Source organism: Pseudomonas sp. A-R-19, from assembly GCF_019956575.1.
In the GTDB taxonomy this organism is placed as follows: domain Bacteria; phylum Pseudomonadota; class Gammaproteobacteria; order Pseudomonadales; family Pseudomonadaceae; genus Aquipseudomonas.
Window position 1 is genome coordinate 1 of the sequence record NZ_JAHBDR010000091.1, and the last position, 12,562, is coordinate 12,562.

Consider the following 12,562-nt stretch of genomic DNA (forward strand, 5'->3'; position numbering starts at 1 on the left):
GGCTTGCTCGCGAAGGCGTCGTGTCAGCCAGCATCAATGTCGACGGGTACGCCGCCTTCGCGAGCAAGCCCGCTCCCACATTGGTTTTGTATCAGGCCGAGACCTTGTTCCAACTCGCCAGCAACGCCGGCAACTCGGTCAGGCTGCGAATCTGCGCATCGGGAAACCGCTCGGCTTCCCAGGTTTTGCCCGCCGGGTTGAACCAGATTGCACGCAATCCCGCCTGCTGCGCCCCGGCAATGTCATCACCCGGATGATCGCCGATGTGTACCGCGGTTTCCGCGGTTGCACCACCCCGTTGCAATGCCTCATGAAACAGTCGCGCATCAGGTTTGGCGATACCGATGTCTTCGGCGCACAGCGCAAACTTGAAGTAATCCGCCAGGCCCAACCGACGCACATCGGCGTTGCCGTTGGTGACTACGCCGAGGGTGTAATGGTTGGCCAATGTTTCCAGGGTCGGTTGCACCTCCGGGAAGATTTCCAGCTGATGTCGGGCATGCAGAAACACTTCGAAGCTCTGATCGGCCAGGTCGGACGCTTCCTTGTGGGGGTAACCGGCTTCTTCCAGCGCCTGGAACAATACGCGGCGCCGCAGGGCGCTGATGCGATGCTTGAGGTTTGGCTCGATGCTCAGGATGCGTTCGCGTATGGCCCACAAATGCTCCACCGGCACGGCGCCCAGATTGGGTGCGTGCTTGGTCAGCCATTCACGCAAAACGGCTTCGGCGCTGACAATGACGGGGGCGGTGTCCCACAGCGTGTCGTCGAGGTCGAAGGTGATCAACTGAATATTCATGAATCGTCGCCTTTCATGCGTTTGGCCCGTGGGTGGGCGCTATCGTAGACCGTTGCCAGATGCTGGAAGTCCAGGTGGGTGTAGATCTGTGTGGTCTTGATGTCCGAGTGCCCGAGCAGCTCCTGCACCGCGCGCAGATCCTGAGAGGACTCCAGCAAATGGCTGGCGAAGGAGTGCCGCAGCATGTGCGGGTGCAGGTTCTGCCCCAGTTCGCGCTCGCCGGCAGCCTTGACCCGGATCTGGATCGCCCGCGGGCCGAGGCGTCGACCTTGTTGGCTGACAAACACCGCATCGTCCGCCGGGTTGGCCATGGCCCGCAGAGGCAGCCACTGTTCCAGGGCTTCGCGGGCTTTTTTCCCGACCGGCAGCAGACGGGTCTTGCTGCCTTTGCCGAGCACCTGGACCATGCCGTCTGCCAGGTCGAGTTGATCGAGATTGAGGCCCGTCAGCTCCGAAAGGCGCAGCCCGGAGGAGTAGAACAACTCCAGAATCGCCTGGTCCCGACGTGCCAGAAAGTCATCTTCAACGCCGCCTTCAAGCAATTGCAGCGCGCGGTCGGTATCGAGGGTTTTCGGCAGGCGGCGTTCGCCTTTGGGCGGCGCCAGGCCATTGGCCGGATCGTGATCGCACAGGCCTTCGCGGTTCAGGTAGTGATAGAGCCCGCGAACGGCCGACAGCAATCGCGCCAGGCTGCGCGATGACTGACCCTGGGCATGCAGGCGGGCAATCAGGCTGCGCAGGCGCTGGATGTCCAGCGCCGCCCAGCTGCCGATGTTCTGTTTGATGCACCAGCCCAGCACTTTATCAAGGTCGCGGCGGTAGGCCGACAGCGTGTGCGGCGACACCTGTCGCTCACTGCGCAGGTGTTCGCAGTAAGCGTCCAGTTGCCGTTCCATGTTCAGCGTACCGAGCGCAGGGAATTGTTGACCCGTGGCAGCACGCGACCCATGACTTCGGCGATGTAGCTCAGGAACAAGGTGCCCACCGAGCTTTTGTAGTGCTGCGGATCGCGGCTGGCGATGGCCAGGATGCCGTGGATGCCCTGGTGGCTGATGGCAACGACCGCGGTAGAGCCGATTTGCTTGCGCTGTTCTTCGCCGAACAGGAAGTCCAGTTCATGCTCGCGCAGGCTGCCGCTGACGCTTTTGTCTTCCGAGAGCAAGCCGCCGATGGCTACTTGTGCCTCGGCGTGAGTGACCCAGCGGCCGACCGGCATGGCGTTGTCACCGAGCAGGATAAGGCTGACGAAGGGCACCTGGAATTCCTGGCGCAGACTGTCTTCGACACTCATCACCACGTCTTCCAGGCTGGCGGCATCCATCAGCGCCAGGATCAGGCGACGGGTCTTCTCGAACAACCGGTCGTTGTCCCGGGCTACGTCCATCAACTGCGAGAGGCGATGGCGCATCTCGATGTTGCGGTCGCGCAGGATGGTCATCTGACGCTCCACCAGCGACACGGTATCGCCGCGCCGATGGGGAATGCGCAGGGACGGGAGCAGTTCTTCGTGCTCGACGAAGAAGTCCGGATGAGCCTCCAGGTACGCGGCAACAGCCGCCGCCTCCAGGCTTTCGGACGGTGATTCGTCAGCTTGTCGTGCGGGTACCTGAGGCTTGTCGGTCATGGGTTTCGCTCACTCAAAGACGCACTTGTCCTTCATATACACGCACTGCCGGGCCGGTCATCATCACCGGTTGGCCAGGGCCTGCCCATTCGATGGACAGGCGCCCGCCAGGCAGGTCGATCAATAGCGGCGAATCCATCCACCCCTGGCTGATCGCGGCCACTGCGGCGGCACAGGCGCCGGTTCCGCAAGCCTGGGTTTCCCCGGCTCCACGCTCCCAGACGCGCAACTGCGCGCGGCTCCGGTCGATGACCTGGAGAAAACCGACATTGACCCGTGCCGGGAAGCGCGGGTGATGTTCGATTTTCGGGCCCAGCTCATGCACCGGCGCGTTGTTGATATCGCTGACCCGCAGCACGGCATGGGGGTTGCCCATGGACACGGCGGCCAGATCGACCGGGGTGCCGTCGACGTCGACCTGATAGCTGGTGGCCTGCTCCGGCGCCTGGAACGGAATGTCCGCTGGCACCAGGCGCGGGGCGCCCATGTTGACGCCGATCTGGCCGTCGTTACGCACATCCAGCTCGATGATGCCGCTTTTGGTTTCGACGCGGATCAGTCGTTTTGCGGTCAGGCGCTTGTCGAGCACGAAACGGGCGAAGCAGCGCGCACCGTTGCCGCACTGTTCCACTTCGGAACCGTCGGAGTTGAAGATCCGATAGCGGAAATCCACGTCCGGGTTGCTCGGTGCCTCGACGATCAGCAGCTGGTCGAACCCGATGCCGGTGTGCCGGTCACCCCATTGCTTGGCATGCTTGGGCAGGATGTGCGCGTGCTGGCTGACCAGGTCGAGGACCATGAAGTCATTGCCCAGGCCGTGCATCTTGGTAAAACGCAGCAGCATGGTTTTACTCCGGCAGCAGGCTTTCGCCAGCAAACAACTCGGCTACCGTTTCACGGCGACGCACTTCAAATGCCTGATCACCGTCCACCAACACTTCGGCGGTACGACCGCGGGTGTTGTAGTTGGAACTCATGACAAACCCGTAGGCGCCGGCCGAATGCACGGCCAGCAGGTCGCCTTCTTCCAGGGCCAGCTGACGATCCTTGGCGAGGAAGTCGCCGGTCTCGCAGATCGGGCCGACGATATCGTAGGCGCGGGCCGCAGAGGTGCGCGGGCGCACGGCGGTGACGTCCATCCAGGCCTGGTACAGCGCCGGGCGAATCAGGTCGTTCATGGCCGCATCGACGATGGCGAAGTCTTTGTGCTCGGTGTGCTTGAGGTACTCGACCTGGGTCAACAGCACGCCGGCGTTGGCGACGATGAAGCGGCCCGGTTCGAACACCAGCGCCAGGTCACGACCGTCGAGACGCTCGCGCACGGCCTTGATGTAGTCGGCTGCCAGTGGCGGCTCCTCGTCCTTGTATCGCACACCCAGGCCACCACCGAGATCGATGTGGCGCAGGTAGATGCCGCAATCGCCGAGGCGGTCGACCAGGCCCAGCAGGCGGTCGAGAGCGTCGATGAACGGCGGCAGGGTGGTCAGTTGCGAGCCGATGTGGCAGTCGACGCCGACCACTTCCAGGTTCGGCAGTTGCGCGGCACGCACGTACACGTCTTCGGCGTCGGCGATGGCGATGCCGAACTTGTTCTCTTTGAGACCGGTGGAAATGTACGGGTGGGTGCCGGCATCGACGTCCGGGTTGACGCGCAGCGAAATTGGCGCGCGAACGCCCAGTTCGGCGGCGACCACTTGCAGGCGTTCCAGCTCGTCGGTGGATTCGACGTTGAAGCAGTGCACGCCGACTTCCAGGGCGCGACGCATGTCGTCACGGGTCTTGCCGACGCCGGAGAACACGATCTTGTCGGCGCTGCCGCCAGCGGCCAGGACACGTTCCAGTTCACCACGGGAGACGATGTCGAAACCGGCGCCAAGGCGTGCCAGGACGTTCAGGACGCCCAGGTTGGAGTTGGCCTTGACCGCAAAGCACACCAGGTGCGGCGTGCCGGCCAGCGCATCGGCGTAAGCCAGGTATTGGGCTTCGATGTGCGCGCGCGAGTAAACGTAGGTCGGTGTACCAAAGCGCTCGGCGATGGCAGACAGGGCAACACCTTCCGCGAATAGTTCACCGTCACGGTAGTTAAAAGCGTCCATGAGGTTCCCTTATTGGTAGACGTCGTGCTTGTGTGCTTTGGAGGCAGGCTGCTGTTGCGACGACTTGGCCTGTTCGGTAGGGTCCTGGTTCTCGTCAGGCAGGTACAGCGGGCCTTTTTGACCGCAGGCCGACACAAGACAGGCAACCGCGAGTAGCGCAGCAAGGGAAGAGATCAGGCGCTTCATGGCGAAATCCTTGAAAATGCATTAATTGCGCCGGAGTATACCGGCCACCCGGCAGCTTGCCTATGCAACGGACCGCCCGTCCGGCGGGCCTTGGCCGCAATCACATCGGCCCCTGTGGGAGCGGGCTTGCTCGCGAAGGCGTCGTGTCAGTCGACATCAACGTTGAATGTCAGTCCGTATTCGCGAGCAAGCCCGCTCCCACAGGTCGTTATTCTTTGCAATCGACGGGGCTCGGTCGTATCTTGCGGCGCTTGAGCCTGATCAGACACTTTTTGAGGTTGCCGTAATGAGTTTGTCCGAAGCGCGTTTCCATGACCTGGTCGATGTCACCCAGCAAACCCTGGAGGACATCTTTGACGACAGCGACCTGGATATCGACCTCGAAAGCTCGGCCGGTGTGCTGACCGTCAAGTTCGAGAACGGCAGCCAGTTGATCTTCAGTCGCCAGGAGCCGCTGCGCCAGCTGTGGCTGGCGGCGGTGTCCGGCGGTTTCCATTTCGACTACGACGAAGAAAGCGAGCGCTGGATGTGTGATAAGAGCGAAGAGCAACTGGGTGAAATGCTCGAGCGTATCGTCCAGCAACAGGCCGGTGTCGAATTCGATTTCGAAGGCCTGTAAGTCCGTGACCCAACCCGCTCCGATTCGTCCGCCCAAGCCGCTCTACAGCAATGTCAGCCCGGCGGTGCCATCGCCTTGCAGCGGGGTTTGCCGGCTGGACGAGCAGAAAGTCTGCCTGGGCTGTTTCCGTCATGTCGAAGACATCCGCGAATGGCGCTCGGCCGATGATCAGCGTCGGCGCGTGATTTGCGCGCAGGCTGCCCACCGCAAATCCCTGGCATAAGGGTTTTTGTGGTGAGGGAGCTTGCTCCCGTTCGGCTGCGCAGCAGCCGCAAGCTTTTTTAGGGGCGCTTCGCACCCTAGCGGGAGCAAGCTCCCTCGCCACAGAGGTAAAGCGACCTCAAATGGCGTGACTTGTTTATTTTTTGAGCTGTGATAGTGTCCGGAAATGCCTCAACCCATCGAGGCTTATGAAAACCCCGCCTTTTTCTGGCGGGGTTTTGCTTTTTTCGTGCAGAAGAAAGGAGTCTGCCCAGATCATGACCGCACCTTCCATCACCCTTACCCGTCTGGACGTCCAGCGTCTGGAGCGTCTGATCGACAGCCTGGACGACACGCTGCCGGGCGTTATTGCGCTGCAAACCGAGCTGGATCGCGCCGATACCCTGGTCGGCCACGATGAAGTGCCGGCGGATGTCGTGACCATGAACTCCCGTGTGCATTGCCGCGAAGAAGGCAGTGGCAAGGACTACCACCTGACCCTGGTGTACCCCAAGGATGCGAATGCCGACGAAGGCAAAGTCTCGATCCTGGCCCCGGTGGGCAGTGCGCTGCTCGGCCTGAAGGTTGGCCAGCACATCGACTGGCCGGCTCCGGGCGGCAAGACACTGAAACTGACTCTGCTGGAAGTGGAATCGCAGCCGGCCAATGGCGGCGACTTCCCCGAGTGACATCCCCTCAGACCTGATCGAGCGCCTCGTTCAATGCGTGCTCCAGGTCAGCCTTGTAGCGCAGGTACAGATGGGTAGAACTCTGCCCTTCGCCGAGCAGGCCTGACAGGTCGAGGTCGGTGATGTAGCAGCGGTAGCGTTCGGTCTCGCGACGCTGCCCAACGATTTCCCGGGCGACCACGCTGAACAGCTGGTCGCCATGCTCCAGTTCGGAAAACTCCCGTTGATTGCAGTACAGCGTCACCTGCACCTGACCCGGTGCGGCTTTGCCGACGATCGCCTGCACGTCGTAGAACGGTTTGTTCACCGGCGTCTGCGGTACCGGCCGGGCTTCGATGCGGCGCGCCCGGCCAGGGCCTGACGGCAGCAACTGGCAATACAGGGTGTCGAGGTTCTGGGGGGTGGCCGCATCCATTGGCAACAGGGCATCGCGACGGTACTGGATCGATTGCAGGAAGCGCTGCAGCGGCACCAACAGGCTTTGCTCATCGTGCCAGGGCAGGCGCTGTTGCCACAGGGCATTGAACTCATCGAGCACGTACAGATCGGCCTGATCTTCGTTGACCCGATAGAACACTTGAATGCAGTCCGGCTGGCCCGTCGGCAGGAACAGCGCAAGGTCGTGGTCTTCCAATGCCTTCGGATCAAGGTGCAATGGGCTGTAGCGGGTCATTTCCTCGCCCAGGTAATCGATCAGCGCTGGCAGGGTGGCCAGCGCGACGTGCTGGACCTGGCCCGGCACCAACTCCAGCACGTGGTAGTGCTGCTGGACCTGGATCAGGTAGCGATGATTGAGCCGGCTCAGCAGCAGGTTCTGCGCGGTTTCGAGGATGTCGTCGACCCGTTGGGCGATGAACTGCGCGCGGTTATGGCAGAAGCAGCGCACCCTCAGCTTCGGTTGCTGTGGCCCGGTCGGCAGGTTGTTGAGGTAGTCGCGGATGCAGTCGAGCAAGGCATGGGGGCCGTCGTAGCGACCGACCAGCACTTCGTTCCAGCTGTTGAGTGTGACCTGGTCCAGGGTCAGCACCAGGTTTTCCCGGACCCCGGCATAGCTCAGGGAATCGGTGCGCTCGGTAGTCATCAGGATGTTCAGGTCGCGATGGTGCTTGAGCGGATCGATGCCGACATTCACCAGAATCAGCACTTCGCTCGGCACGCTGGCACGCAGCAGGGGCTCTTCGGCGACAGTGGGCAAGGGCAGGGCAATGGTCTGTTGCAGGCTGCCGAGCAGGTTGAACAGTTCGAATTCGCTCAGGTCGCTGGTGCCGGGGTGCAAGGCCAGGCGGGTGCTGCTGTCGATCACGCCATTGCGGTGGCACCAGGTCAGCAGTTCCAGCAAGTGGCGGCTGCGTTTGATCGGCGCGAAATGTTCCCACTCCAGCGCCGTCAGGCTGCCGTTGTACAAGCCCCACTGGCCTTGCCCCGGTTCTTTCTTGTTCGGTGCGTGCACCAGCGTCAGGGTGTCTTCCGCCAGGTCCGGGGCGATACCTGGGTTGATGAATTCGACTTTGCCGGCCTTGCGCTCGAACGCGGCGTACAGCCGGCGGCCGAGAACACTCAGATCGCGCTTGTTGATGCGGCTGACGGTTTGTTCGTGACGGGCGAACTGGGTGAGGAAGCGGTAGCTGTAGTTCAGCTCGTTGACCAGCGCCCGCCGCTCTGAGCTGACCTGACGGACTTTCCACTGGCTGCGGCTGTCGAGCAGGGTCAGTTGACGCTGGTCCCAGTGCCATTCGCGGGCCAGGCGCTCAAGCAGTGCGCGTTGCCAGCTCTGGGTGCGGCTGTTGCCGGTCAGTTTGCGATTGACCTTCAGGTACAGCGCGCGACGCACCAGTTCCAGGCGTTCCGGTTCGTTGCGGGCGATCAGGTATTCCTCGATGCGCCGGTACACCACGACGTACGGGTCCAGCTCGTCGAGGTCGAGCCGGTTGGCGAACACCGCTTGCTTGAAGCGCAGGCTCAGGCAATGGACCCTGGGGTGCTCACTGGCGTACACCTCGGTCAGCAACAGCTTGAGCACCGACTTGTAGGGCGATTCGATGCCCTTGAACAACTGCCAGAGCCCGGCGCCGATGAATTCGCCGGGCGGGATGTAGGCCAGGTTACCGAGGTCGAGGGTTTCATCGGCACGGATGAAACGTTTGGAGATCAGTGTATGGGTGTAGCGGTCGTAGCTCGACTCTTCATAGACCGGCACCAGCCACCAGATCGGTGTTCGCCCGGCCAGCCAGATCGCGGTGCGGTAGAACTCGTCCAGCAACAGGTAGTGCTGGGTGGTGCCGCAGTCTTCCGAGCTCAGTTGGGTATCGCGTTCGCCACGGACGAAACGGCTCGGGTCGATCAGGAAGAAATGCGCCTCGGCACCCTGGCTGGCAGCCCAGGTTTCCAGCAATTGGCATTTTTTGCGTAGTTCGGCGAGTTCGCCTTCGGTCAAGTCCGGCCCATGGCAGACCCACACATCCATGTCGCTCTGGTCGGCCTGGGCCAGGGTGCCGAGGCTGCCCATCAGGAACAGTCCGTGAATCGGCCGGGGCGGGTTGCTGCCGTGGCGCGGTTTGTAGGAGAACGAACGGGTCAGGCGCTGGGCTTCAGCGAGGACATTGGCATCCGGCTCGAAATTCGACAGCCCGGCCGGTGTACTGCCGGAAACATAGCCGGGCAACAACGGATGATTGACGTGGAAAAACAGCGGCAGCAAGGTCAGGACCCCTTGCTGGCGGGTCGACAACCCTTCCATGGCGCGAGCCATGCGTCCTTCGTTGAGTCTCAGAAAGCGTGCGCGCAGCTGGCTGAGAACCTTGCGGTCGATTCCTTCGTCCAGATCAGGGCGGATTTCATGGGTGCGCGTCATGTCAGCTCAAACCGGCTCGCAGGGCTCGGACGTGGGGCTCTTCGGATGAGGGGCAGTTTAGCGCCTTGAGGCGAGGACTTTTAAGCTGAATTTGTTTTTCTGGCGTCAGGTTTCTAACGGCTGGAGACAGGCATCAGGGAGTGTGCCCGCGGAAATCCCTGGGTGGGGGTCTCCGTGGGCGATGCGGCAGAATTCAGGCTATTTCTTCGGCTCTCAGAATGGTGAGCACGGTTTGCACATTTTGCGCGGCGTCACGACCCAGGCTGGTCAGATAGCCGCCATCAGGCTGGTCGATCAGGTCCTTTTCAAATAGGCGTTTGGCGGCGGCAATGGCTTTCGGGGCAGCGGTCTGATGAATTTTCAAACCTTCCTGGGAACTGTCCAGGTTGAAGAGTGCGAGGATTTCCAGTTCGGCAACCAACTCAGGGGTAAGCGACATAAGGACTCCGGACTTTCTAGGAATTGGACGACAGCGCCCCTAAGGTGAACCCGCTTGTCCGGCATGTCCAGTGCCCGCGACAGGGTTTTTTCTCTGTAGGAGCGAGCTTGCTCGCGAAGGTCTTCAACGATGACGCTGGAAACCTGACGCCCCGCGGCGCTCTCGGGTTTTTCGCGAGCGAGCTCGCTCCTACAGGGAGCAGGTAGGGTTTACTGCTTTTCCGGCGGCAGCTCGGGCAATGCGCGCAGTGCAGCTTCGTACCATTCGGTGTTGAACGCGCGGTCTTCTTCGAGGATCGCGTCGATTTCTACCGCCAAAACGTGAGCCATCAGGTTGAGGATTTCTTCCCGCTCGTAACCCACCAGCGTCAGCTTGTTGAACGTCGCCTTGGCCGCTGGCGGGTTGTCGCTTTCGATCTGGTTTTCGATGGCCTGGATCAGGGTACTTTCGGCGAACTCTTCTTCGTCGTTGTCGATATCGTTCGGCTCGCTCATGGCAGGCTCCTCAGGGAAAGGTGGCCAGTTTAACCGCATTCAGCGGCGTGATGCTGCTGGCAAGAATCCCGGCGACGTTCTATAAACAGGCACTGCCCACCCCCGCACGGCCTGGAGGCTTTGTGATGATCAAGCTTTATGGATTCTCCGTCAGTAACTACTACAACATGGTCAAACTGGCGCTGCTGGAAAAAGGACTGCCCTTCGAAGAAGTACCGTTTTACGCTGGCACCAGCCCCGAGGCACTGGCCATCAGTCCGCGTGGAAAGGTCCCGGTCCTGAAGGTAGAGCAGGGCTTCATCAATGAAACCAGCGTGATCCTCGAATACATCGAGCAGAGCCAGAAAGGCACGCCGCTGTTGCCGAGCGATCCGTTCGAGCGCGCGCAGGTGCTGGCACTGGCCAGGGAAATCGAGTTGTACATCGAATTGCCGGGGCGGGCCTGCTACGGCGAAGCCTTTTTCGGCATGACCCTGCCGGATGCGCTCAAGGAAAAAACCAGGGCCGAACTGCAGTTGGGGATGGCAGCCTTGGGCCGTCACGGCAAATTCAGCCCTTACGTGGCCGGCGACAGCTTGAGCGTGGCGGATTTGTACTTTCTGTACAGCGTGCCATTGGCCTGCGGCGTGGCCAGGAAGCTGTTTGATATCGATTTGTTGGCTGAGTTTCCGGCGGCCAAGGCGCTGTTGCAGCGGCTGGAACAGAATCCGAACGTACAGCGGATTGCGGCGGACAAGGAGGCAGCGATGCCAGCGTTCATGGCGATGATCGCGGCCAAGAAATAGTTTTTTGTAGTGCTCTGAAGTCAGCTATCGCGGGCAAGCCCACTCCTACAAGGGTCACACTGAACCTGTGGGAGCGGGCTTGCTCGCGAAGCTTTTGGCGATTTAGCGGCTGGCGAGCAACGCCTGGCCGCGCGCTACAGCAGCCTTCACCTGCGCCGGCGCGGTGCCGCCGATGTGGTTGCGGGCATTGACCGAGCCTTCGAGGGTCAGCACGGCGAACACGTCCTGGTCGATCTGATCGCTGAACTTGCGCAGTTCTTCCAGGCTCATTTCCGCCAGGTCCTTGCCGCTGTCCACGCCGTATTTCACGGCATGGCCAACGATTTCGTGACAATCACGGAATGGCAGGCCGCGACGCACCAGGTAGTCGGCCAGGTCGGTGGCGGTGGAGAAGCCGCGCAGGGCCGCTTCGCGCATCATCGCGTGCTTGGGCTTGATTGCCGGAACCATGTCGGCGAAAGCCCGCAGCGAGTCGCGCAGGGTGTCGGCGGCGTCGAACAGCGGTTCCTTGTCTTCCTGGTTATCCTTGTTGTAGGCCAGAGGCTGGCCTTTCATCAGGGTCAGCAAGCCCATCAGCGCGCCGAATACACGGCCGGTCTTGCCACGCACGAGCTCCGGCACGTCCGGGTTTTTCTTTTGCGGCATGATCGAGCTGCCGGTGCAGAAACGGTCTGGCAGATCGATGAACTGGAACTGCGCGCTGGTCCACAACACCAGCTCTTCGGAGAAGCGCGACAGGTGCATCATCGCGATGCTGGCGGCCGAGCAGAACTCGATGGCGAAATCACGATCGGAGACGTTATCCAGCGAATTGCCGCCAACGGCGTCAAAACCCAGCAATTGGGCGGTGTATTCGCGATCGATGGGGTAGGTGGTGCCGGCCAGTGCGGCGCTACCCAGCGGCATGCGGTTGGTGCGCTTGCGGCAGTCGACCAGGCGCTCGTAGTCGCGGCTGAGCATTTCGAACCAGGCCAGCATGTGATGCCCGAACGTCACCGGCTGTGCGGTCTGCAGGTGGGTGAAGCCCGGCATGATGCTGGCGGCTTCGCGCTCGGCCTGCTCCAGCAGGCCCTTTTGCAGGCGGGTGATTTCGGCCAGGATCAGGTCGATCTCGTCACGCAGCCACAGACGGATGTCGGTGGCGACCTGATCGTTACGGCTGCGACCGGTGTGCAGTTTTTTACCGGTCACGCCGATGCGGTCGGTCAGGCGCGCCTCGATGTTCATGTGGACGTCTTCGAGGTCGATACGCCAGTCGAACTGGCCGGCCTCGATTTCACCCTGGAGGGTCTTCAGGCCATCGATGATGCTGTCGCGCTCGGCATCGGTCAGCACGCCGACCTTGGCCAGCATGGTAGCGTGGGCAATCGAGCCCATGATGTCGTGGCGATACAGGCGCTGGTCGAAGGTGACGGAGGCGGTGAAGCGGGCGACGAAGGCGTCGACGGGTTCACTGAAGCGGCCGCCCCAGGACTGATTGGTCTTGTCAGTGCTCATGAATTCGCTCGTATCGGCTTGAAGAAAGAAGGCGTGGAACGCTGGCGCGGATAATAACAGGGTTGCCAATCCTGTCGCTGACACTGGTCGACACGTTTTTTTTCGGGGGATGAGCCATGGCCCGGGTAAGGCCCGCGCATTTTTGCCGAACGATATTTGCCAAATGAGCTATATCGTCCCGGCAACCGTCTACAGTTGGACAGTAGGATCAGCGCACTTCTCGGTGCAGCCGCTGACTATAAGAAGAGGGGGGTGATCATATTGCGTATCAGCAAACCCTGT

14 protein-coding genes are annotated in these 12,562 nt (G+C 61.5%); 4 read left to right on the forward strand and 10 right to left on the reverse strand.

Annotated elements, in window-relative coordinates:
* Positions 1-91 precede the first annotated feature (91 nt).
* From KGA88_RS25395 to lptM, 6 genes are read right to left on the reverse strand one after another with little or no spacing between them, the layout of a single operon-like run.
* Entirely contained in the window at positions 92-799 is a 708-nt protein-coding gene (locus KGA88_RS25395) for an HAD family hydrolase (protein ID WP_223595056.1), read from the reverse strand.
* Positions 796-1,695: a tyrosine recombinase XerC gene (gene xerC, locus KGA88_RS25400; protein ID WP_110662936.1), complete on the reverse strand. Its 900-nt coding sequence runs from the start codon at positions 1,693-1,695 to the stop codon at positions 796-798. Before xerC ends, KGA88_RS25395 begins: the two co-directional genes overlap by 4 nt.
* A gap of 2 nt (positions 1,696-1,697) precedes the next feature.
* Positions 1,698-2,423 carry a DUF484 family protein gene (locus tag KGA88_RS25405; protein ID WP_223595058.1) on the reverse strand — a complete coding sequence of 242 codons (726 nt, stop codon included), beginning with the start codon at positions 2,421-2,423 and terminating at the stop codon, positions 1,698-1,700.
* Between the two features lie 13 nt (positions 2,424-2,436).
* Positions 2,437-3,267 (reverse strand): diaminopimelate epimerase, encoded by an 831-nt coding sequence (dapF, locus tag KGA88_RS25410; RefSeq protein WP_223595067.1) that lies wholly within the window; start codon positions 3,265-3,267, stop codon positions 2,437-2,439.
* Positions 3,268-3,271: 4 nt separating this feature from the next.
* Complete coding sequence (lysA, locus tag KGA88_RS25415) at positions 3,272-4,519, reverse strand: diaminopimelate decarboxylase (RefSeq protein ID WP_103395914.1); 1,248 nt, start codon at positions 4,517-4,519, stop codon at positions 3,272-3,274.
* A gap of 9 nt (positions 4,520-4,528) precedes the next feature.
* Positions 4,529-4,705: an LPS translocon maturation chaperone LptM gene (gene lptM / locus KGA88_RS25420; RefSeq protein ID WP_110662928.1), complete on the reverse strand. Its 177-nt coding sequence runs from the start codon at positions 4,703-4,705 to the stop codon at positions 4,529-4,531.
* 286 nt (positions 4,706-4,991) lie between these two features.
* On the opposite strand from lptM, the gene cyaY reads away from it, so the two are divergent.
* The 3 genes from cyaY to rnk all read left to right on the forward strand — a co-directional run bounded on the left by cyaY (position 4,992) and on the right by rnk (position 6,214).
* Entirely contained in the window at positions 4,992-5,324 is a 333-nt protein-coding gene (cyaY, locus tag KGA88_RS25430; RefSeq protein ID WP_110662514.1) for an iron donor protein CyaY, read from the forward strand.
* Positions 5,325-5,328: 4 nt separating this feature from the next.
* Positions 5,329-5,547: a DUF1289 domain-containing protein gene (locus tag KGA88_RS25435; RefSeq protein WP_223595069.1), complete on the forward strand. Its 219-nt coding sequence runs from the start codon at positions 5,329-5,331 to the stop codon at positions 5,545-5,547.
* 256 nt (positions 5,548-5,803) lie between these two features.
* The gene (gene rnk / locus KGA88_RS25440) at positions 5,804-6,214 is read left to right on the forward strand and encodes a nucleoside diphosphate kinase regulator (RefSeq protein ID WP_103395910.1); all 411 of its coding nucleotides are present in this window, start codon (positions 5,804-5,806) and stop codon (positions 6,212-6,214) included.
* A 7-nt stretch (positions 6,215-6,221) separates the two neighbouring features.
* Here rnk and KGA88_RS25445 read toward each other — a convergent pair whose 3' ends face one another.
* The 3 genes from KGA88_RS25445 to KGA88_RS25460 all read right to left on the reverse strand — a co-directional run bounded on the left by KGA88_RS25445 (position 6,222) and on the right by KGA88_RS25460 (position 9,998).
* Positions 6,222-9,065 carry a class I adenylate cyclase gene (locus tag KGA88_RS25445; protein ID WP_223595072.1) on the reverse strand — a complete coding sequence of 948 codons (2,844 nt, stop codon included), beginning with the start codon at positions 9,063-9,065 and terminating at the stop codon, positions 6,222-6,224.
* Positions 9,066-9,258: 193 nt separating this feature from the next.
* Complete coding sequence (locus tag KGA88_RS25450) at positions 9,259-9,504, reverse strand: TIGR02647 family protein (RefSeq protein WP_110659846.1); 246 nt, start codon at positions 9,502-9,504, stop codon at positions 9,259-9,261.
* Between the two features lie 209 nt (positions 9,505-9,713).
* Entirely contained in the window at positions 9,714-9,998 is a 285-nt protein-coding gene (locus KGA88_RS25460) for a hypothetical protein (RefSeq protein ID WP_110659847.1), read from the reverse strand.
* A 125-nt stretch (positions 9,999-10,123) separates the two neighbouring features.
* On the opposite strand from KGA88_RS25460, the gene KGA88_RS25465 reads away from it, so the two are divergent.
* Complete coding sequence (locus tag KGA88_RS25465; protein ID WP_110659848.1) at positions 10,124-10,783, forward strand: glutathione S-transferase family protein; 660 nt, start codon at positions 10,124-10,126, stop codon at positions 10,781-10,783.
* A 102-nt stretch (positions 10,784-10,885) separates the two neighbouring features.
* Here KGA88_RS25465 and argH read toward each other — a convergent pair whose 3' ends face one another.
* Positions 10,886-12,280 carry an argininosuccinate lyase gene (argH, locus tag KGA88_RS25470; RefSeq protein WP_110659849.1) on the reverse strand — a complete coding sequence of 465 codons (1,395 nt, stop codon included), beginning with the start codon at positions 12,278-12,280 and terminating at the stop codon, positions 10,886-10,888.
* Positions 12,281-12,562: the final 282 nt, after the last annotated feature.